Source organism: Lacticaseibacillus boliensis (assembly GCF_054784775.1).
This window is the reverse complement of record NZ_BAAIHN010000026.1, coordinates 14,187-34,116: the sequence shown is the minus strand read 5'-3', so window position 1 is coordinate 34,116 and position 19,930 is coordinate 14,187. Positions and strand designations below refer to the sequence as shown.

At 53.8% G+C, this 19,930-nt stretch carries 20 protein-coding genes; 8 read left to right on the top strand and 12 right to left on the bottom strand.

The window, feature by feature from the left end; all coding sequences use genetic code 11:
- Positions 1-87 precede the first annotated feature (87 nt).
- The 5 genes from ACYVRB_RS10580 to ACYVRB_RS10560 all read right to left on the bottom strand — a co-directional run bounded on the left by ACYVRB_RS10580 (position 88) and on the right by ACYVRB_RS10560 (position 3,124).
- Positions 88-333 (bottom strand): hypothetical protein, encoded by a 246-nt coding sequence (locus ACYVRB_RS10580; protein ID WP_461215297.1) that lies wholly within the window; start codon positions 331-333, stop codon positions 88-90.
- A gap of 64 nt (positions 334-397) precedes the next feature.
- A complete protein-coding gene (locus tag ACYVRB_RS10575; RefSeq protein ID WP_461215296.1) occupies positions 398-997 on the bottom strand; it encodes a metallophosphoesterase in 600 nt (199 codons plus the stop codon).
- Entirely contained in the window at positions 994-1,737 is a 744-nt protein-coding gene (locus ACYVRB_RS10570; RefSeq protein ID WP_461215294.1) for a YibE/F family protein, read from the bottom strand. The genes ACYVRB_RS10575 and ACYVRB_RS10570 overlap by 4 nt, the downstream gene beginning before the upstream one ends.
- Positions 1,734-2,813, bottom strand: coding sequence for a YibE/F family protein (locus ACYVRB_RS10565; protein WP_461215292.1), 1,080 nt, complete (start codon positions 2,811-2,813; stop codon positions 1,734-1,736). Before ACYVRB_RS10565 ends, ACYVRB_RS10570 begins: the two co-directional genes overlap by 4 nt.
- Positions 2,810-3,124 (bottom strand): hypothetical protein, encoded by a 315-nt coding sequence (locus ACYVRB_RS10560; protein ID WP_461215291.1) that lies wholly within the window; start codon positions 3,122-3,124, stop codon positions 2,810-2,812. The genes ACYVRB_RS10565 and ACYVRB_RS10560 overlap by 4 nt, the downstream gene beginning before the upstream one ends.
- Before the next feature lie 53 nt (positions 3,125-3,177).
- On the opposite strand from ACYVRB_RS10560, the gene ACYVRB_RS10555 reads away from it, so the two are divergent.
- From ACYVRB_RS10555 to ACYVRB_RS10545, 3 genes are read left to right on the top strand one after another with little or no spacing between them, the layout of a single operon-like run.
- Positions 3,178-4,515 (top strand): glycerophosphodiester phosphodiesterase, encoded by a 1,338-nt coding sequence (locus ACYVRB_RS10555; RefSeq protein ID WP_461215289.1) that lies wholly within the window; start codon positions 3,178-3,180, stop codon positions 4,513-4,515.
- A gap of 46 nt (positions 4,516-4,561) precedes the next feature.
- Positions 4,562-5,965: a dipeptidase PepV gene (pepV, locus tag ACYVRB_RS10550; RefSeq protein WP_461215287.1), complete on the top strand. Its 1,404-nt coding sequence runs from the start codon at positions 4,562-4,564 to the stop codon at positions 5,963-5,965.
- A 9-nt stretch (positions 5,966-5,974) separates the two neighbouring features.
- Entirely contained in the window at positions 5,975-6,721 is a 747-nt protein-coding gene (locus tag ACYVRB_RS10545) for a biotin--[acetyl-CoA-carboxylase] ligase (RefSeq protein ID WP_461215285.1), read from the top strand.
- 50 nt (positions 6,722-6,771) lie between these two features.
- On the opposite strand, the gene ACYVRB_RS10540 is transcribed toward ACYVRB_RS10545, so the two are convergent.
- Positions 6,772-7,455, bottom strand: coding sequence for a YjjG family noncanonical pyrimidine nucleotidase (locus ACYVRB_RS10540; protein ID WP_461215284.1), 684 nt, complete (start codon positions 7,453-7,455; stop codon positions 6,772-6,774).
- A 163-nt stretch (positions 7,456-7,618) separates the two neighbouring features.
- Here ACYVRB_RS10540 and ACYVRB_RS10535 point away from each other — a divergent pair, with 163 nt between their 5' ends.
- Positions 7,619-10,078 carry a transglycosylase domain-containing protein gene (locus ACYVRB_RS10535; RefSeq protein ID WP_461215283.1) on the top strand — a complete coding sequence of 820 codons (2,460 nt, stop codon included), beginning with the start codon at positions 7,619-7,621 and terminating at the stop codon, positions 10,076-10,078.
- 91 nt (positions 10,079-10,169) lie between these two features.
- Here the strand turns inward: ACYVRB_RS10535 and ccpA are convergent, their stop codons facing one another.
- Positions 10,170-11,171: a catabolite control protein A gene (ccpA, locus tag ACYVRB_RS10530; protein WP_461215282.1), complete on the bottom strand. Its 1,002-nt coding sequence runs from the start codon at positions 11,169-11,171 to the stop codon at positions 10,170-10,172.
- Positions 11,172-11,371: 200 nt separating this feature from the next.
- On the opposite strand from ccpA, the gene ACYVRB_RS10525 reads away from it, so the two are divergent.
- Positions 11,372-12,475 carry a M24 family metallopeptidase gene (locus ACYVRB_RS10525; RefSeq protein ID WP_461215281.1) on the top strand — a complete coding sequence of 368 codons (1,104 nt, stop codon included), beginning with the start codon at positions 11,372-11,374 and terminating at the stop codon, positions 12,473-12,475.
- A 563-nt stretch (positions 12,476-13,038) separates the two neighbouring features.
- Here ACYVRB_RS10525 and ACYVRB_RS10520 read toward each other — a convergent pair.
- Together ACYVRB_RS10520 and ACYVRB_RS10515 are read right to left on the bottom strand one after the other, a co-directional pair.
- The gene (locus tag ACYVRB_RS10520) at positions 13,039-13,548 is read right to left on the bottom strand and encodes a YtxH domain-containing protein (RefSeq protein ID WP_461215280.1); all 510 of its coding nucleotides are present in this window, start codon (positions 13,546-13,548) and stop codon (positions 13,039-13,041) included.
- 13 nt (positions 13,549-13,561) lie between these two features.
- Positions 13,562-13,987 carry a DUF948 domain-containing protein gene (locus ACYVRB_RS10515; protein WP_461215279.1) on the bottom strand — a complete coding sequence of 142 codons (426 nt, stop codon included), beginning with the start codon at positions 13,985-13,987 and terminating at the stop codon, positions 13,562-13,564.
- 141 nt (positions 13,988-14,128) lie between these two features.
- On the opposite strand from ACYVRB_RS10515, the gene ACYVRB_RS10510 reads away from it, so the two are divergent.
- Together ACYVRB_RS10510 and ACYVRB_RS10505 are read left to right on the top strand one after the other, a co-directional pair.
- Positions 14,129-15,013 (top strand): mechanosensitive ion channel family protein, encoded by an 885-nt coding sequence (locus ACYVRB_RS10510; protein ID WP_461215277.1) that lies wholly within the window; start codon positions 14,129-14,131, stop codon positions 15,011-15,013.
- Between the two features lie 282 nt (positions 15,014-15,295).
- Entirely contained in the window at positions 15,296-15,601 is a 306-nt protein-coding gene (locus ACYVRB_RS10505) for a hypothetical protein (protein WP_461215276.1), read from the top strand.
- A 58-nt stretch (positions 15,602-15,659) separates the two neighbouring features.
- On the opposite strand, the gene cbpB is transcribed toward ACYVRB_RS10505, so the two are convergent.
- Positions 15,660-16,139, bottom strand: a complete 480-nt coding sequence (gene cbpB / locus ACYVRB_RS10500) for a cyclic-di-AMP-binding protein CbpB (RefSeq protein ID WP_461215274.1) — start codon at positions 16,137-16,139, stop codon at positions 15,660-15,662.
- A gap of 157 nt (positions 16,140-16,296) precedes the next feature.
- Here cbpB and ACYVRB_RS10495 point away from each other — a divergent pair, with 157 nt between their 5' ends.
- A complete protein-coding gene (locus tag ACYVRB_RS10495) occupies positions 16,297-17,028 on the top strand; it encodes an MIP/aquaporin family protein (RefSeq protein ID WP_461215273.1) in 732 nt (243 codons plus the stop codon).
- A 52-nt stretch (positions 17,029-17,080) separates the two neighbouring features.
- Here the strand turns inward: ACYVRB_RS10495 and ACYVRB_RS10490 are convergent, their stop codons facing one another.
- Positions 17,081-18,223: a GGDEF domain-containing protein gene (locus ACYVRB_RS10490; RefSeq protein ID WP_461215271.1), complete on the bottom strand. Its 1,143-nt coding sequence runs from the start codon at positions 18,221-18,223 to the stop codon at positions 17,081-17,083.
- A 153-nt stretch (positions 18,224-18,376) separates the two neighbouring features.
- Complete coding sequence (locus ACYVRB_RS10485; protein WP_461215270.1) at positions 18,377-19,870, bottom strand: helix-turn-helix domain-containing protein; 1,494 nt, start codon at positions 19,868-19,870, stop codon at positions 18,377-18,379.
- Positions 19,871-19,930 lie beyond the last annotated feature (60 nt).

Here is a 19,930-nt window from a genome sequence, read left to right as displayed (position 1 = left end):
CACCAATTCTGACAACTGTAGTCAAAAACACCGCGACACGCCTATAAGGCTGGATCGCGGTGTTAATGCAAAGCGACGCTTGAATTGTCATGATGTTGCTTGCACAAGAGCTTCAAAGCGGGTGGCAAGTTCAGATTGGGCGTCTGGCTGCAACAACGGCATCAACTGCGGCCAAAAGCTCAAGCGAAAATACGCTGACGAAAAGCCGTGGTGTTCCAGTTTGCGAAAGCCTAAGGTAATCAACCCATTGACTTGCCCGAGATTTTCCGGGTCGGTGCTGGCCAAAACATCGCGTCGCAATGATTGAAGCGCGTCGATATCAACTGCTGCCATGATGCCACCTCCAAGCTGGTATAATGACAGTTTATCTAGAATTACATTAAAAATCAATGTGAAATTACTTATTTTTTAACATTTTCTGTTTAGCCTGAAACATTTCGTGGATCTCTGCGGCACTCAGCGGGCTTCCCCAAGGCAGCGGCTGGCCGAGCAACTCCCGCTCTGGCGCATCCACGCCGACGTTGATATTTTCTGCGATTGGGACACTGTTGTGGTGAATATGCCCATGGAGGTTGAGCGTCTGCTTGGTGATGCCCAGCAACAACGGATAATGGGTCATGATGAACTGCGTGTGATCGTCTTTGATGATTGTTCCCACTGAATGAAAGCTGAACTTCGCCTGGCCATGCCAACCCGGGTCGTTTTTGGCTAAAAACTTGAACAGTTGCTGATAGTCATGGTTGCCTTTGATAAAGGCGATGCGGCCGTTGAGTTGCTTCAAGATGGCAAACACCATGGCATCAGTCGGAACGGCTTCTGGGTTCATCGCAATATCGCCAAGGTGATAAACCACGTCGTTGTCATCAACACGGGCATTCCACGCTGTGATCATCGCGTCATTCATTGCGGCTGTCGATGCGAACAGGCGCGGAGCGAAGTCGTTAACCCCGAGCAGATCGTGATGGAAAAAATGTGTGTCTGCGATAAAAAAATTCATGATTGCCTCCTAGCCGCCTGGGCCTGGCGCCTGCGCACGACCCACATCGTGATCGGCACCGTCAACGCGACGGCGATCACGGAAAATAAGACTTGAATTAACTCTCCCACAAAGATCTGATTGTTCAAGATCTGCCACAGCGGATATTTGAGCTGGGTAAACCAGATGAACAAAGCGGAAAAGCCGCCGAAAAAGCCGAAGAACAAGGTGTTTAGTGCTGTGCCGATGATTGTCGTCTCAATTTCACGCAAACCGGCGACCGTCGCCGCATCCCCGAGCTCGATCACGCCAGCGGCAACGGCACACGCCGCTTCTGCGATTGCCCCTAGGGTCCCGAGCAGGCCGGTAGCAACCAGCACCTTCGTGAAGGAAACCCCGATATAAACCGAGAACCCTTCCAACGTCTCCGAGTCTTCAGGCCCAAAACCAGCGGTGGCAGATAGCTTGACACCAACCAGCACGACCACCAACACCCCGGCCATCACCAATAGCGAGGCGACAAACGCCGGTCCGGCGACTTCACTGCGGTCGGTCCCCATGAAGATCGTCGTCGCCAACACCGCCAGTCCGATCACAACAGCGACAGCCACCGGGTCAAAACCTCCGGCCATCAAGACCACCGCGATAATCATCAACAACGTGTTCAGCATCAAGGCGAAGAAATTTTTCAGCCCTTGGCGACCGCCGACCAGAAGCATCAAGACCAACAACACCAAAACCAAAGCCAGCATCGTGCTCATGCTGTCTGCCTCCCTTTACGATCTTGCCACCATGCGGCCGCGGCGGCCAAGCCGCTAGTCAACGGGATCGCCAACACGATGCCAAACGCGGAAATCAGCGATTGGGCAAAGCCCAGCCCCATCACCCAAGACACGGTGGTGCTGATCGCATTGCCGTTGCGCAACCACAACACCGCTTCAGCGAACGTCTCAGCGATAAAAATCATAAATAACACCGCGATCAGCGGCCCCATCACGTTGCGTCCGATCGCCATGCCTGCCTGCATCCGGGCTTTAGCACCGGTTTGCAGCTGCAAGATCGCCACGGCGATGTCAGAACATTCATCGAGCACCGCGCCCAGCGACCCGATGATGATCTGGACGAAAAACAGCAATTGTGGCGCCTGGGTGACGTACTTCACCGTTTCCAGGTGCAGGTCCTTGTACCCGGTCGCGACAAAAATCGCATAGCCTAACAAAACGGCCAGCCCGGTCGCCAAGATCGTCGCCGCGCTGACAATCATCGCCAGTGGCTTGAAGCCTACGACAAACAAGGTCGTAATCACAGCAAACACCACCGCCACGCCGGCAAACAAGGCGAATGCCAGCACCTGATGGCTGGCGATTTCAACGTGCAGCGCCAAGACAAACACCACCGCGTTAGCCGTGATCGAGGCCAAGGTCAGCCACAGGTGTTTGCGCATGATCAGACCTAACAAAACCACCGTCGCCGCCAACAGCCCGAATAACATGGCATCGCGCTTGATGTTTGAAATCGTGTAGTGGCCCGCACTGTTTCTGGTCAAAAACACCTGTGTCCCAACGCCGATACGGGTGTCTTCGGCGCCGCTTCGTGAATATGTGTTCGATAGCGTCAGGCGCTGCCCGCGCGCCTTGGTATTCAACAGATGGGCGGAGAGTTTCTGAGTCGTGGTCCGGTCATGGTTGTTGAAGTTATCGACTTGTGGCGTCGTGCGGGTGACCGTCGCCGCATCGATGCGCGCCAGCGGCTGGGTGTACAGCGGTGCGGTGAACTGCATCCCCAGCCACACGGCCACAAACGCGACCAGCGGCAGAAACCATTTGAGCGCCTTCATCCGATATGATTCTGGCTTAGAATTTCTTCATAAGCCGTCTTGACCGGCCCGTCCGGTTTCTCCCAGACGTCCCATTTGGTCAGGTTCACAGCCGGGATGTCGTAGTGGTCGTTGATATAAGCCTCGTATTTACGCACCGCGTTGGAGCGGGGGATGTTCAACTGGATGATCCGCACCGACTTGATCAAATGCTCCAGCGCCGCTTTTTCCGCGCGTCCATTCATCAAGATGTTGCCTAACTCAAAATAGCGCGTGCCATCGTTCAAGGTGATTTCTTGAACCAGGTCGAACACAAATTTCTCTTCGCTCACAATTGTACCTCCTATGAATTTCGTGATATTGTCAATAGGCAAAGGAGCCTATTATGTCAAAAAGTCTGATCATTGCCGCCTGGTGCGCCTTGTACTTAGCCTTATGTGGCTTCGTTGTCGTTGGCCACCGCGGCGACCCACTGCATGCCCCTGAAGAAACCTTTCAAAGCGATAAAGCCGCCTTCACGGCAGGGGCAAATTATGTTGAACTCGACATTCAAGAATCCAAAGACGGCGTGCTGGTGATCCAACACGACCCGACGCTGTTGCGTACGACCGGTAGCGACGTGACGATTGCCAGCTCAAACTTCGCGCAAATTCAGCAATATCATACCAAAAATGGCGAGTCAATTCACAGTCTCGAGGAACTCTTCAAACATTATCAAGATTCCGACACCAAATTTTTGATCGAAACCAAGATTGAAAAAGGCGTCCCGCATCCTCAATTAGAGAAGAAGCTGGCCGCTTTAGTCATCAAATACCACATGCAAAAACGGGTGATGTTCCATTCGTTTTCACTCAAGTCCCTGAAGCGACTGCAAAAATTGCTGCCAGACGTGCCGCGGATCTTCATTGTCGGTTCGCTAAAGCGGATCACCTTCGCGGTTTTCCCGTATGTCACCGGCATCAATATCTCGAGTAAGTTAGTCACGGCCAAGTTAGTGTCTGATCTCCACCACATCGGCCAGAAAGTCTACGTCTGGGATGAAATGAACGAAAACCGTCAGAAATGGCGCTGGCTGGTCAACATCCCGATCGACGGCGTCGTCACGAACTACCCGCACCTCGCCTACGAATACCAGGCATTGACCAAAGATGCCCAAAGTCATCCGGTGTCTGCCTTGGCAACCAACAACAGTACCCAAAAGCTGGCGGTGTACATGAATCCTTATCAGCCAATCGCGCGGCATGAGCAAGTGGCACCAGGCGCGACGTTCACCGCGCTGAAGGCCGTGACGTCAAAGCATCGCACCTATTATCAAATCGGAGACAACGCCTTTGTCGCCAGCACCACCGTCAACCTCGCACCCTGGGCCGGTTGGGCTAACCTGCTGGTCGGCCAAGCCGCGCGGATCGCCAGCACCCCAGCTTGGCGGGTCCCGCTACGCGCCGCGCCGACTGCAACGAGTGCGCAAGTCGGCTGGGCCCAAACCAACACCCGCGAGTCGATCCAAGCCGTCAAGCTGGTCGGCCACCAAGTCTGGTGTCAGCTTTCCAGTGGCTGGGTCAAGGCCCAACAACTCAAGGTTGCCCCACGTCTGAGTGACGCGACCACCTGGCTGCAGCAATTCAACCAGGCACGAGAACTCACCCATCCGCAGCTCGGCCTCGGCCAGATGCCTGACGATGTCTGCTTGAATCTCGAAGCGCTTGGCATGACACTACCGTAAGCATGTGCTACGCTTAAGTTAATCTTACAATAAAGGCGGGATCATTATGACCATCAATTGGCAGGCAGAAGCAGCCAAATACCAAGATGCCCTGATTACAGACCTCAAGACCCTTGTTGCAATTCCTTCAGTCCGTGACATCGACAACGCCACCTCAGATGCCCCGCTGGGCCCAGGCCCGGCAGCGGCGCTCAACGCGATGCTGGCGCTTGCCAAACGTGACGGGTTTACCACCAAGAACATCGAAAACGTCGCCGGCCGCATTGAATTTGGCACCGGCACTAAGACCTTGGGCATCCTCGCGCACATGGATGTCGTCCCGGCCGGTGACGGGTGGACCAGCGATCCTTTTCGCGTCGAGATCCACGGCGACCGCATCTACGGCCGCGGCACCGCCGACGACAAGGGTCCGAGCTTAGCGGCCTATTACGCCTTGCGCCTGCTCAAAGACCAAGGCTTCGTGCCGAAACAGCAGATTCACTTCATTATTGGCACCGACGAAGAGTCCAACTGGTACGGAATGGATCGCTATCAGGCCAACGCCACGATGCCAGATTACGGCTTCTCGCCTGACGCGGAATTTCCGATCATCAACGGTGAAAAAGGCATCAGCACCTTGACCTTGACCTTCAACGCGACCCCAGAGGCGCCAAGCCAAGTGCAACTGGTGGCTTTTGATGCCGGGTTGCGCGTGAATATGGTACCCGCCAGCGCCGACGCCGTTTTGCTTGGTGAACTACCGGCGGACTGGCAACAACAAGTTGCAGATTACGCCAGCGCCCACCACCTCACCGCCAGCATCGACGACACCGCCGACGGCTGGCATCTGCATCTAAACGGCGTCGGGGCGCATGCGTTAGAACCCAACGCCGGCGTCAACGCCGCCACGCACCTGGCGAACTTAATTGCCCCTTGGGTCGATGATCCGAGTGGGCGCCAATACCTCACGACCATCGCCGATTTCTTACACGAAGACTCCCGCGGCCACAACCTGCACATTGCATACACCGACGCGGTGATGGGCGAACTTACCGCCAGCCCGGATCTGTTCACCTACCAGCCGGAAAGCGAACAGTCGGTCGCCATCAACGTCCGCTATCCGCAAGGCACTGACTTGGCCACCATCCAAAAGCAGATGCAAGAAACGCTTGGGCCCATCGCAGAAGTTACCATCACTGACGCCGGGCACACTCCACATTATGTCGCCGGCGACACGCCGCTGGTCCAAACCTTGTTGCAAGTCTACCAAGACCACACCGGCCACGCCGGCCATGAACAGGTCATCGGCGGCGGCACTTACGGGCGGATCTTACCAAACGGGGTAGCTTTTGGCGCGATGATGCCCGGCCGTGAAAACGTCATGCACCAAGCCAACGAATACATGCCGCTGTCGGATCTCTCGGCCGCCGTTGCGATCTACGCCGATGCCATCTATCGGCTCACCAAATAGGAGCTAGTCATGTTCACTGCTGAAAGTCTCAAGCGCCGGCTGCCATCAAGCCTTGCTGACGTTGCAATCACCACTTATGACGCCATCACTTCAACCAACAAAGTCGCCGCCGACAAGCTCGTTAAAACGCCTGGACGGCTGTGGCTAGTGGCGGATCATCAAACCGCAGGCGTCGGCCGACACGGCAAGGGCTTCTTCTCACCGGCGCACACCGGACTTTACATGACTTACGGCGGCTTCACCACCACCCCGGCGACGTTGTCGTTAATCACCCCTGCCGCAGGCGTCGCCTTGCAGCAAGCCGTGCAAAGCGTGCTGGGTGTGACTACTGCCATCAAGTGGGTGAACGACGTGTTGCTAGACGACAAAAAGGTCGCCGGCATCTTAGCAGAACGGCTGGGCAACGGCCAGGTGCTGGTGGGAATCGGGATCAATGTCGCCCCGAGCACAACCCGGCCTGACGTCCCCATCGATCTGCCGGTGGGTAGTTTGTTGTCGGCGCTCCCAACAAAAGCCTGTCGTGAAGCCCTCGCAGCAGCGTGGCTGGTGACCTTCGACCACTTATTGGCGGCACCTGCAACCATCATGCCGCAGTACCGCCAGCACGCCGCGTGGCTACACCGCACCGTCACGCTCTCCGGCCTGCATACGCCACAAAGCGGCACGATCGCAGGCTTCGGCGATGACGGCGCCTTACTGCTGAAAACCGTCGAGGGCATCCAAGCGTTCACCAGCGGTTCGATCCGCTTAGCATAGTTTGACCATGCAAAAAGGCTGTGACTTTTGTCACGGCCTTTTTGCAATATTCAGCTTACTTTAAGCAACCTGGGTAGCTCGGTTAACGCCGACAACGTGTAGGTCGGTTGATGCGGTCCAACGTTGGGCAAGCGGTGCGGGTTGAACCACGCAGAATCCATGTGGGCGTTGTAACCACCTTGAATATCAGATGTCAGCGAATCTCCGATGATCAAGCTGGTGTGCGGGTCGTAGTCTGGCACCCGCGTCGCCACATGCTTGAAAAAGGCCGGTGACGGCTTGGGCGATCCGATCGTGTCGGAAACGAAGATATCTGTAAAATACCCGATCAAATGACTCTTGCGCAACCGGAAGCGCTGGGCGGACTCGAAGCCGTTGGAGACGATGTAAAGCTTGTAAGCGGCCAATTGTTGCAACATCGTCGACACGCCGGGCAACACCACTGCCTGCTGGTTGACCGTCTTAAAATAATATTGTTCCGCAGCTTGTGGGTCCCCTGACAAGTGCAAGGCGGCAAACGTCTGCGGCATACGCTGGGCAAAAATCGCCTCTCGTGAGATCTCACCGCGTTCATAGCGCCGCCACAATGCGGCGTTGATCTTCAGATACGTTGCTTCCAGCTGCGGCGTGTAAGCAATGTGTTGGCGTGCGAAAGTCAGCTTCAAGCTGGCGAGCTCCCCTGCTTCAAAGTCCAACAGCGTGTCATCAACATCGAAAAATAAATTGCGATACATGCGGTTTCCTCCAATAGTCGTTAACCTTAAGCTAACACACGCGATGAACGTTCGTCTAGATGTAAAAGGACTGTAATCACATGGTGTTGCGGGTTTAATGGCACTCGAGGGCATCTAATGATAAAATGAGCCATATTGCACAAATTCAAAAGGTGGGAAAAATGTGAAGACGCTCAAAACGTGGTTGAAAGCCCGGTGGGACGCATTAATCACTCGGCTAGACACGCGTGTCCGCGCCAATAAAGCGGACCCGGCACTACCGCCGTTGTCCGGTAAGACTTGGTCGTTATATGTCGATATCGTTTTACAATCGATCAAGACGATCGTCTATTATATCGCGGCAGTTGTCGCCATCGGTGGCGTTTTTGGTATCGGGTTGTTAGCCGGCTATTTTGCCGCGATCGTCAACGACACGCCTGTGCCTAGCCGCACGGCGATGCAGCGGACCTTAAGCAATGTTGAACAATCGACAAATCTTTATTTTGCCGACAATGTGGAACTCGCTCACGTGAAATCCGACCTGATCCGCGACACCACCGACTTGAGCAACATATCGCCGTGGGTGCAAAAAGCGATCATCGCAACCGAAGATGACGACTTTTATACCAATTCTGGGGTCTCCCCGAAATCGGTCATCCGAGCCGTGTTCTCTGAATTCTCCGGCGTCGGTAGCCAAACCGGTGGCTCGACGTTGACGCAACAAGTGGTGAAGTTGCAGTTTCTTAATTCTGAAACGACGTTCAAGCGCAAGGTGACTGAAATCATGTACGCCTTGCGGTTGAATCACTTCTTCTCTAAGAAAAACATCTTAGAGTCGTATCTGAACATCGTGACGCTCGGCCGTAACAACAAAGGCCAAAACATCGCCGGGGTGCAAACCGCGGCTGAAGGGTTGTTTGGTAAATCTGCCAAAGACTTGAATATGCCGGAATCTGCGTTTATCGCCGGTTTGCCGCAGAGTCCGAGCGTTTACACACCGTATACCGCAACCGGCAAGCTCAAAGCCGATCTGTCTGCCGGCATTGCTCGCCAGCACACCGTGTTGTTCCGAATGTATCGTGACGGCTCGATCAGCAAGAAACAGTATGACGACGCTTTGGCGTTCGATCTGAAGGCTGACTTTAAAGGCCACGACACGGTCAACGACGACAACACGACCAAGTACGCTTATGTGTATAACATGGTGACGTCTGAAGCCAAGTCGATCTTGGCCTTGCAACTGGCCAAACAAGACGGTCTCACCCAAGCCGATCTCAACAAAGACACGGCTTTGGACAATCAATACCTCTCGGCCGCGGAAGTGTTGCTGACAACCAAGGGTTATCAGATCCACTCGACGATCAACAAGCAGGTCTATGACAGCATGCAGTCGGTCGTCAAGAGTAGCGCCAACACCTTCGGGACGACTTACACCAGCAGCGACATCGATCCGGAAACCGGCGAGTACACCACCACCGAAGAACCGGTCCAAAACGGCTCCGTCTTGTTGGACAACAACACCGGCGCGGTGATTGGCTTCGTCGGTGGCGTGTCTGGCGAGTTGAATCACATCTACACCACCCGCTCGCCTGGGTCGTCGATCAAGCCACTAGCCGTATACGGCCCCGCCGTCGAAAACCAGCTGATCGGTTCACAATCGATGCTGGCCGACTTCAAGACCCACTTCCCCAACAACTATTCTGTGACTGACTACGGCGGTCAGATCCAAAACAAGTTCATCTCCGCCACCGACGCGCTTGCGCAGTCGTACAACATCCCGGCGGTCAACTTGTATGACAAGGTGCGCCAGTCCGTCAACGTCAAGTCCTACATGACCAAGTTAGGCATCCATACGCTGACTGCCAACGACTACTCCCAACTCGGCCTCGCCCTTGGCGGGACCGACTACGGGGTGACGGTCGAAGACCAGGCCAGCGCGTATACCACCTTTGAAAACAGTGGGAACCACACCGACGCGTTTGTCATCGATAAGATTGTCGATCCCGGCGGCAACGTCGTTTATCAACATAAAACCAAGAACACCCGCGTCTTCAGCCCAGCCACGACCTACATCATGCAAAAGATGATGCACCAAGTCGTCGCCAAAGGGACCGCGGCCAGTCTCAACTATCAGTTGAGCTTCAACACCAACAACCTGATCGGTAAAACCGGGACGTCTAACGATTACAAAGACATCTGGTTTGTCGGCGCCACCCCTGGTGTCACCTTAGCCAGCTGGATCGGCTATGATAACGCCAATGGCACCCAGTACAATCTGTCGAGTTCCGCCAGCGACATCAACCTCACTTACTGGGCGAAGTTGGCCAATGCTGCTTACCGGATCATTCCGAACACCTTCAAAGCGGATGACACGGCATCGATGCCATCAACGGTTCGCAGTGAAACCGTCAGCAAGCAAACCGGTCAAAAGACCGGTAACGTCACCTTCGATGGCAGGTCTTATAACACCGCAGGCGACACCACGACCAGCTTGTTCAACGATACTTCTGCAAATTCCGCGAGTCCGGAATTTGCCATCGGTGGTACCAGTGAAAACTATAAGCAATTCTGGGATCATCTCGACGGCACCAGCAACGGTTACGGCAACGTCACCACTACCGGCTCATCGAGCACAAACCAATAGTATTCAAAGAAGCCTCCGCAACGCGGAGGCTTCTTTTTGTTGGTAAGTATAAAAAAACAACCAGTCGCAACATGCGCCTGGTTGTTTGCGCTTAACGCGTTGACTTGCGGCTGGTGATGTCGAAACCGAGGCGAATGGTCTTAGCGTCGATTTCTTCTTTATTCATCATCTTGGTCAACAAGCGCATCGCAACCGCACCGATATCATACAGTGGCTGGTCGATGGAGGTCATCTGCGGACGCGCCATCTCGGTGAGCTTGGTGTTGTTGGAAGTGATCAGCTCAAAGTCGCCCGGCACAGAAACGCCTGCGTCAAGCGCACCGTCTAACACCCCGAAGGCGAGCTCGTCGTCGCCAACCAAAGCGGCGGTAGCACCAGCCTTTTGCAACTGCTTGAAGACCGCCAACCCGGCGTGGTAGCTAGCTTCAGATTCGAAGACCAACGATTCGTCGTAGGCCAAGCCGGCCTTAGACAGCGCCTGCTTGTAGCCTTGCAAACGGTATTGGCCGTTGATCGGCTGGGTCAGCGGGCCGGTGACCAAGGCTACCTGCTTGTTGCCGGAGTCGATCAGCTGGGTCGTTGCGGCTTCAACTGCAGCAACATAGTCGATGTTGACGGAACCGACTTGTTCGTCAGGATCAACCGAGCCAGCCAAAACGATTGGGGTCTTGGAGCGGGAGAATTCTTGGCGGATGCTGTCAGAGATGTCGTGACCCATGTAGATCAAGCCATCAACTTGCTTGGCCAGCAAGGTGTTGAGCACTTGCACTTCTTTTTGTGAGTTCTCATCAGAGTTAGCCAAAATGATGTTGTACTTGTACATTGTGGCCACGTCGTCGATCCCCCGCGCCAGGCTGGAGAAGAACATGTTGGTGACATCAGGGATGATGACCCCAACGGTCGTGGTTTTCTTAGAAGCCAAGCCACGTGCCACGGCGTTAGGCCGGTAATCAAGCTTGTCGATGACTTCCAAGACCTTCTTGCGGGTGGCCGGCTTAACGTTCGGATTGCCGTTAACAACCCGTGAAACTGTAGCCATTGAGACGTTGGCTTCCCGGGCCACGTCATAAATTGTAATTGTTTGTTTTTCCATGATTGTAACTCCCTCGGTTCGTTGAATACACTACATGTGCTTAATTTACAATTCACTCTAGCAGACTATATACGGGAATGCAAGCGGTTTACTGAATTTTTCAAAGAAATTTTCATGTAGGCTTTTCAGAAAGCCGTCATAACAGCTTTCATGCTATACTGGAACAGAATAAGTCACCATTAAAAAGGAGCGCGATCTGTATGAATCAACAACTCACTATGTTGCAGCAATGGGTCCAAGATCAACACTTAGATGTTGCTTACATCTCCAATTTCACCAACATCAACTACTTCACCGGCTTCTTCCAAGATCCCGAAGAACGGGTGACCGGCCTGTTCGTTTTTCCTGATCACGAACCGTTCCTGTTCACCCCGGCCTTGTCGATGGAGGCGGTGCGCAAGGCTGGCTGGCAATATGACGTTTTCGGCTATCTGGACCACGAAGATCCTTTTGCCTTGATTGCGGAACACATCCGCGAGATCAACCCGAACCCACTGCGTTGGGGCATCGAAAAGCTTGACTTGGCGGTCGGCAAATTTGAAGCCATCATGAAGCAGTTCCCGCAGGCGACCTTCCCGGCTGATGCCAGTACCAAGATCCAGCAATTTCAGTTGGTCAAGACGCCAGCAGAGATCAAGCTTATGGAAGAAGCCGGCAAGCAAGCCGACGCCGCTTTTGCCGCTGGGTTTGCCGCACTTGAGGCTGGCCGCTCTGAACAAGCGGTGGTCGCGGAAATCGAATACGCGATGATGAAACAAGGCGTCATGCACATGTCGTTTGACACCATCGTCCAAGCCGGCGTCGACGCCGCAGATCCTCACGGCGGTCCTGAAGCCACACCGGTTCAACCCGGCGAGCTTGTGTTGTTCGATCTGGGCACCAACAACCACGGCTACATGTCAGACGCCACGCGGACGATCGCGTTTGGCGGCGACGTGTCCCCGAAGGCCAAAGAGATCTTCGATGTCTGTTTAGAAGCCCAGCTAACCGCCCAAGCCGCTGTACGCCCCGGCCTCACCGCCGCTGCGCTTGATAAAATTGCCCGCGACGTGATCGAAAAAGCCGGCTATGGTGAATACTTCAACCATCGTCTCGGCCACGGCATCGGGATGTCTACGCACGAATTTCCTTCGATCATGGAAGGCAACGATATGGAACTCGTACCTGGCATGTGCTTCTCCATTGAACCTGGCATCTACATTCCGGGTGTCGCCGGCGTCCGCATCGAAGACTGCGTCCACGTCACCGCCACCGGTTGCGAACCGTTCACGCACACACCTAAGGAATTCCAAGTCATTAAGTAACGTACAAAGAGGCCTGCTAGAGGCCTCTTTTTTTTTGCTGCCGATTTGATTGATTATATCCTGATATTCACCCAGGAGAAGGGCTCTGCGATAGAAGGCTAGCTGGAACGGAAACGATGCGCCTGAGCCCGCCTCCCGTCCCTTACGTTGGCATCTCAAACACCCAAAGTGACAGTTATCAAGATCGTAACATCTATCGTTTACATGAATTTAAGCTATTCTCTATTCGCGTATGATCAATGCATTAATCTGCAATCGCTAAAGCCGGCATGTCCACAAAAATGAAAAACAAGCAGTCTATCGAGTGGGGGCGCATGCAACGGAAGCAGGTCAATCTGACGTGGTGGCATAGTTGTTGGCGACTCGTCGCCACACAACTAGCGCAGGTGAAGATCCACTCGTAGCGTAGCGGAGAGTTAGCTTCACCGAGCACCGCCTCCACGACGGATTGAACCTGCTGGAGTTGCTTGCACCCCCCACGGTCTCTATGCGCCGACAATCAACGCCAAACAAAAACAGGGCAAGCCGCAATGGCCTGTCCTGCTGTTTACATCATTTTAAGCTTAAGCTTCTGGTTCGTCTGGTGTGTCAGTTGTGTCAGCCGCCGGTGTTTCTGGGGTTTGGGCAGGCTTTTGGGCTTCTGGCGTCGGGTCTGGTTGGGCGTCGTCTGTGTCGGCCGGCTTGTCGTCATCAGCGTCTTTGGCTTGGGCGAAGGCGCTCTTGCCGTCTAACACGATGTCGTCAAAATCGTTGTCTGTCGCTACTTCTGGTGCCTTGGTCAGCTCTTCTTTGAGCGCGTCGGTTTGGGCGTCGTAAGTCGCCAAGTCGTCGTCTTTGGTGTGCACCTTGTCTTTAAACGTACCCACCAGATCGGTAGCAGATTCGCGCCAGTCTGCGGTAGCGTCTTTGGCATAATCATAGTAATTCGCCGCGCGGTCAGCCAAATCGTCTTTCTTTTGGCCAAACTTGCGCCGCAATTCGTCTGATGTCTGCGGGGTCAGTAAGTAGGTCGTCGCTAACGCACTGGTTGCGCCAAGAATGAAGCCTAAGAAAAAGTGTCCTTTTTTAGCCATAAAATTGCCTCCCTTAATCGCGTCCGTCTTTCTTCTTCAACATGTTCATTGCTGCCTTACCAACTTTTGCTGCAACGGTCACTTTAGTCGCGTTGGCGGCGCCGGTAGTCACCTTCTCCGCCAGATTACGGCTGGCAGTATTGAGATCCGAAACGCTTTCGCCAAGTTCACCGATCGCATCAAACACCGGGTCGATAGCGGCGACTTTGCCGTTCACATCCGCCAACAAGGTGTTGGACTTCGTGAGCAATGCCTCGACTTCTCCAGTCAGCGCGCCAAGCTCGCCGTTGACAGTGCCTAACGTCGAATTGACCTCAACCACCGTTTGTCGTACCTCTTTGGTCACGCCGGCGATTTTGACCCCGATGACAAGGACTGCCAAGGCGATGATCAAAAATGCGATTGCCGCGATTAACCCGGCAATTCCTCCTAACGTCATGCAACACCCTCCTTATCCGCAATGCGTAAACCGCATACACGGCTTAATACTTTAAGAATATCATCATTGCCAATGGCGTTCAAATCATAGTCGCTTTTTGGTACTATTGTTTATATCAACTTAGCTCCCGAAAGGACCGCCATGTTTCTTCTGACCCAAACCAAAAACCTCAAACAACAAACCAACATTCTCATCCGCTACTTCGATAAAATCGACTGGGACGCGGTTTTCAACCGTCTCGTCACCGTCGTCGGCGAGATCGTCTTCTTCACCGTCTTGTTTCTTGTCATTCGCAGCATCGGCAAGCGGCTGATCACCCGCGGCTTTTTATCTTATAAAAATCGCAGCCGCCTGAGCAGCACTCGCGTCGATACGATGCGGACGTTGATTACCAACATCTATTCCTACACCGTCATCTTCTTTTACTTCTATGCAGTGTTGTCGGTCCTCGGCGTTCCCGTCGGCACCCTGATCGCCGGCGCCGGGGTCGTCGGGATTGCCTTAGGCTTAGGGGCACAAGGCTTTGTTTCCGATGTTGTGACTGGGATCTTCATCATCTTGGAAGGCCAGTTCGACGTCGGCGACGCCGTGAAACTGGGTGCCATCTCCGGCACCGTTACCTCTGTCGGCCTGCGCACCACCATCGTCAAATCCAACGACGGTACCGTCAACTTCATCCCCAACCGCAACATCACCATCGTCTCCAACCTCTCACGCAGCCAGATGCAGGTGCTGATCGACCTGCCGGTTGCGCCTGACGTCGACCTAGAAACTGTGCGTTCGGTACTCAACGACGTCAACGCAGAGCTGACGCCGCAAACGCCCAGCATCGCCGACGGCCCTGACCTGTTGGGCATGTCTGCTGTGGGCGACGGCACGTTCGTTTTCCAAGTCGTCATGCACGTCAACAACGGCGAGCAGTTCGCCGTCCAGCGCAAGTTCTTGGCCGCTTATCTTAAAGCCTTGGCCGAAGCCGGGATCGATATCCCCTCACCAAAGTTGAATCTGTCTAGCGGCAAGGACTAGCCGTCGCAATGGGGCTGTGGCTTTTGTCACGGCCCTATTTGTTTGGGCTTCGGCTAGGACAGCACACGCCGATATGTATAATTATATCATCGTTATGCCACATTATTATGATGTAAAGTATTATGAAAGAGATTTTTAAAGCGTTATTTCCGATTAATTGTTTATTGTATTTTCATGTGATTCACGTTAAAATATGACCAAGTTCTCGACTCATCTTGTCTCAGGTTGGCCAACCGCTCCGCCGTCGAGAACCAAACATCATCACGGGGAAGGACTTTCATTATGAGGGAACAGCAAGATCATCATCCGACCACTGATCCGACACCTAATCCACAGGTGACGATCAATAATCAAGTTGTTGCACCACGCAATTCACTCGGAACTGCAGGTTTCATTCTTGCACTTATTGGGATATTCACGAGTTGGGTCCCGGTTTTAGGCTGGTTGGTCTGGTTGATTGGGGCCATCTTATCAGTCGTCGGCCTTTTCCACTCGCCAAAGGGGATGGCGATCGCCGGTACGATCATTTCATTCTTCGACGTCATAGTCTTGGTTGCCTTAGTTGGGACGTTAGCGGCGCTATTCTAAAGTTCAAAAATCCCGCGCTGCGAAATTAATCGTAGCGCGGGATTTTTGTTTCGTGTGCTCAGTGCGTAACTTTCTCACGCGGTTGGACGCAATAATAGCGGTCGAGGTTGTGACCGATATAATTGATGCCTTTCATCACCTCACGCCGCGTCACGATGCCGGTGAAGGTGTGATCGGCTTGGACGACAGGCAAGAAGGGATGGTCGACGAGCAGGTGCAAGACGTTTTCGATGTCATAAGGGTTGTCGATCGTCGGGACGTCGGTTTCCATCACGTCGCCGACGCAATGCTGATCAAGCGCGTCGATGTTGAGGTCGTCGAGCCCCAGCATCGTGTCGGTGATCATCGCCAGCGACAGCAGGCCTTTGAAATGGTCGTCGTTGTCGAGCACCGGAATCTTAGCGTAGCGCACCTTCGTCAACACCAAGAAGGCGTGGCGCAAGGAATTGTCGCAGTTAACGCTGGCAACCACGTCCCCTGGGATCATGAAGTGGTTGCGGTTTTCTATCATCATATGGTCGATTGCTTGGTTGAGCATGTACACACTCCTTTTTGTTCCTTCTTCATTCTACATCATCGAAGCGTGGTAGCGCATCCATTAGCAAAAAACTTTACAGAGGCTTAATCGTCCTATACTATAATTCTATAAGTTGGTAAAATGTTATCGTATGCTAACTTTTACACGGAGGAAAATAATGACATACGACTTAGGCGTGCGCTTAGCCGCAGAATTCATCGGGACAGCGATCATGGTGGCGCTCGGCAACGGAGCTGTTGCAAATGTTGATTTAAAAGGCACAAAAGGCAACGGCTCGGATTGGATGCTGATCGCCGTCGGGTATGGCGCCGGGGTCATGATTCCAGCGATGATCATCGGCGGAATCTCGGGCAACCACATCAACCCGGCCTTCACCATTGGCTTGGCGATTTCAGGCATGTTCCCGTGGGGCGAGGTCATGCCTTACGTCCTGGTCCAGTTTGCCGGTGCGATGTTCGGCCAGCTCGCCGTGGTGGCGGCTTACAAGCCTCACTACGATTTAACCACCAACCCGCAACATATTCTGGGCACGTTCAGCACGATCAATGCTACCAAGAGCCAGTTCAACGGCTTCATCAACGAATTCATCGGATCGTTCATCTTGTTCTTCGGGGCGCTGGGCATCACCAAGGCGCCATTTTTCGCGGATAACCTGGGCACCGCGCACATGGCGCTGGGCTTTCTGGTGGCAACCTTGGTCGCATCATTTGGCGGTCCCACCGGTCCTGCCTTGAATCCCGCAAGAGATCTCGGCCCCCGTCTGTTGCATCAGCTCCTACCGCTTAAGCACAAAGGTAGCTCGGATTGGAAATACGCCTGGGTACCGGTCGTTGCCCCAACCCTGGCCGGGATCTTAGCCATCGCGTTATACAAGAACGTCTTCATGTAAGCAAAAAATCCTGTCCTCAACCGAAAATTTGAGGACAGGATTTTTTTGAGTGCTAGGCGTCGTTGGCCATGGCCGTCATCGTCTTGCCTTCGATGGTGACACAGTTGCGCCCGCGACGCTTGGATTGATACAAGTAATGATCCGCCCGCTTGAACATCCCCGTCGCATCGCCTGTGCGCTCCGCGGTGGCTTCTGCGAGACCAAAGGACGCCGACAAGTAAAACTCGCCTGAGCTGAAGCGGATCTGCGCTTGGCGCAACTGCTGCTGACAGGCCAAGACGATGCTGGTCGCTTCGGTCAGGTCGGTTTTTGGCAAGATGATCGTGAACTCTTCGCCGCCTGTGCGGTAGATGTGCCCGCTAGGATGGTTGAGCTTCAGGTACTGGCTCAACGTGGTCGCCACAACCATCAGCGCCTGGTTGCCAACGAGATGCCCATACGTGTCATTGATTGCCTTGAAGTGATCGATGTCTAGCGTGATCAAGCCCAGGTCGCTGGGATCTTCAAAAGCGACGTTGAAGTCTTCTTGAAACGTCGTCCAGTTACGGACCTGCGTTAACCCGTCGTATTGGGTCTCATGCGTGAGCTTGGCAAGGACACGCTGATCTTCATGCTGATCTTGATCGTAGCGATCCAACGCAAAATACGCCCAGCAAAAACTAAACAAATTGAGCAACGCCAGCGATAGCGGCACCGTTTTAGCAAACCGCACCGCAATCATCACCCAAAAGATGGCCCCGATCAGCGCCGCCGGCAACATGTACGTCAACTGATAGTGCTTGAAGTGGCGCCCATACCAGCGCTCACCAAAGACGGTGACCCCGGCAACGACATAAAAAAGCCAAGAAAACCAGTCCATCGACCCAGTTGACTCGAAAATAACGGCACCAAAGACCTGCACCACCAAAAAAGCCCGAAACGTTGGCACCAGCAAATTGGAATACAGTAAGATGATGATTTGCAGGTTGATCAACATCCAATAGATCTGCCCCTGAAAGCCGCTACTAGCGATCCGCAACACAAGCAAAATGGCACAAATATAAATCACCACCGGCAGCTCGCGCACGATTGGGCTGAGGCTACGCTTGGCGGCGATGGTTTTTCTAGTACCGTCATCGATTTGGGTATAGGCAGTGATAAATCCTAGTGTGCTGGCGACAACCAAAAAGAAGTCGCCGATGGCTTGCTGTATCATGGAAGTCCCCCCAGACTAGTTCCATCATTATCCTAATGATGGCAAATAGCAATAGCCACGTTAATCACGGCACGATGTAAGCGGATAAGGTATGGGGAAATAAAAAAATGCTGATGATTCCACGCAGACGGTAGTGACAAAAGGCGGTTTTGTTCAGAATTGGTCATCGCGCCGCTTGATTACCTGAGGCGCAGACCCATACTTGGCAATGTGACACGCAATGATCCGATCGGTCAAGACGCGGCGATAAGACGGCAATGCCAAGGCGTCTGGATACCAATCAAAGCAACGCTCGGGATGAGCTTGGCCGGTTGGCGACAGCGGACTTTGGTGGTCAGTAATCACCAGGTCCCCGTCATGGGTGACGACCGTTGCCGTCCACGCCACCGTGTTGAGAAACTCATGCAGCCGTTCATAACCAATGGTGTCAGGAGCAACGCAGACCTCAACCCCGATTCGATCCCCGTTATCTTGATTGCGCAGATGCGGCGTCGCCAACGTTGCCACCTGCAAAGCCAAGCTGGCCTTACCTTCGTGATAGCCCTTGTATTCAGCAGTGTCTGGCAAGGCATCGATCGCATCACGGCACTGACGTTCGACGTTAGCATCATACCCGAACTCGCGGGCCCCATCGATATAATCGTCAGGAATCGGAACCTCGCCTTGGAATAAGGCATAGCCAAAGGTCAGCCGTAAAATATTGGTGGTCAGATCTGCATGTAACGGCACCGGCCACAGGCTATTGTGGCGGATGATGTTGGCAAACGTGGCCGCCAATTCTTGTGCTGGCGCGTAAGCCAACAATGCCGCTTCCGCCTTCACCACAGCCGCGCCGCGCTGAGAGGCATCAAACCGCGGCCGGCTAAGCTCAAAATAGTTATACAATGCCGCAGACGGCACCGGTACGTGTACCGGTAGCGTACCACGACGCAACTGCTTAGCGGCGATCCGGGTTGCCAACGACTCTAAGAGCGCGTTATCTCCAATGCGCTGCACATGACCCAAGCGCACGTGGATGATGGCAAGAAACAGCTGGTCTTGCTTATTTTCAAGCGGCGAGCCGGCGCGAATCGACAGCTGCTTGCGCTCCGTGTCCAGCAGCTGGGGGTCGATTGCGTCAAACGCCCAGTATTCCAGCCGGTGCGCCCACCAGTAAAAGGCATATAAGAAGTAGCGAATGTTCACCTCTGGACCTTCAAAACGCATCGTTGCCAGTTTTAACTTGATATGATAGACCTCCAGCAACACGTTGACCGGCCTGAAGCGGCGCAACAAGGTCGTGCGGCTGACATAGTGCGTCGACGTAAAGATCTGCACCGACGGCTCGCTGTCTTTGGTCGCATAATCGATTGCAGCATAGGTCAACGACCGCCGCGCCAAAATCGAACGGTACGCATCTAAGGACACCGGTAACTCATGTGCGGCCAGTAGTTGCTCACGTAGCTTTTGACGCGGTTTTGCCACCAATGTTTGCAGGTCTTCTAAGATATCATCAAATACGTTATACGTCGCCTGATATTTCCAGTTCAACAGGTGGCTGATGTCGCTGACTGAAACGTCGCGGACGGTGTGCCGCGCCAACACGGCATACACCTGATACTTCAAGGCATCCCCACGCTCCAAAAAAATCGACTCATAGCTCGCCAACCCGGCACCTCTTCTCCAATACGATCGTACTTTACCTCTATAATACTTGCTCAACTGCGG

Bases quoted from the DNA above. Each gene is read 5' to 3' on its own strand.
- ACYVRB_RS10580 (WP_461215297.1), bottom strand. From the start codon at position 333: ATGGCAGCAGTTGATATCGACGCGCTTCAATCATTGCGACGCGATGTT.
- ACYVRB_RS10575 (WP_461215296.1), bottom strand. From the start codon at position 997: ATGAATTTTTTTATCGCAGACACACATTTTTTCCATCACGATCTGCTC.
- ACYVRB_RS10570 (WP_461215294.1), bottom strand. From the start codon at position 1,737: ATGAGCACGATGCTGGCTTTGGTTTTGGTGTTGTTGGTCTTGATGCTT.
- ACYVRB_RS10565 (WP_461215292.1), bottom strand. From the start codon at position 2,813: ATGAAGGCGCTCAAATGGTTTCTGCCGCTGGTCGCGTTTGTGGCCGTG.
- ACYVRB_RS10555 (WP_461215289.1), top strand. From the start codon at position 3,178: ATGTCAAAAAGTCTGATCATTGCCGCCTGGTGCGCCTTGTACTTAGCC.
- pepV (WP_461215287.1), top strand. From the start codon at position 4,562: ATGACCATCAATTGGCAGGCAGAAGCAGCCAAATACCAAGATGCCCTG.
- ACYVRB_RS10545 (WP_461215285.1), top strand. From the start codon at position 5,975: ATGTTCACTGCTGAAAGTCTCAAGCGCCGGCTGCCATCAAGCCTTGCT.
- ACYVRB_RS10540 (WP_461215284.1), bottom strand. From the start codon at position 7,455: ATGTATCGCAATTTATTTTTCGATGTTGATGACACGCTGTTGGACTTT.
- ccpA (WP_461215282.1), bottom strand. From the start codon at position 11,171: ATGGAAAAACAAACAATTACAATTTATGACGTGGCCCGGGAAGCCAAC.
- ACYVRB_RS10525 (WP_461215281.1), top strand. From the start codon at position 11,372: ATGAATCAACAACTCACTATGTTGCAGCAATGGGTCCAAGATCAACAC.
- ACYVRB_RS10520 (WP_461215280.1), bottom strand. From the start codon at position 13,548: ATGGCTAAAAAAGGACACTTTTTCTTAGGCTTCATTCTTGGCGCAACC.
- ACYVRB_RS10515 (WP_461215279.1), bottom strand. From the start codon at position 13,987: ATGACGTTAGGAGGAATTGCCGGGTTAATCGCGGCAATCGCATTTTTG.
- ACYVRB_RS10510 (WP_461215277.1), top strand. From the start codon at position 14,129: ATGTTTCTTCTGACCCAAACCAAAAACCTCAAACAACAAACCAACATT.
- ACYVRB_RS10505 (WP_461215276.1), top strand. From the start codon at position 15,296: ATGAGGGAACAGCAAGATCATCATCCGACCACTGATCCGACACCTAAT.
- cbpB (WP_461215274.1), bottom strand. From the start codon at position 16,139: ATGCTCAACCAAGCAATCGACCATATGATGATAGAAAACCGCAACCAC.
- ACYVRB_RS10495 (WP_461215273.1), top strand. From the start codon at position 16,297: ATGACATACGACTTAGGCGTGCGCTTAGCCGCAGAATTCATCGGGACA.
- ACYVRB_RS10490 (WP_461215271.1), bottom strand. From the start codon at position 18,223: ATGATACAGCAAGCCATCGGCGACTTCTTTTTGGTTGTCGCCAGCACA.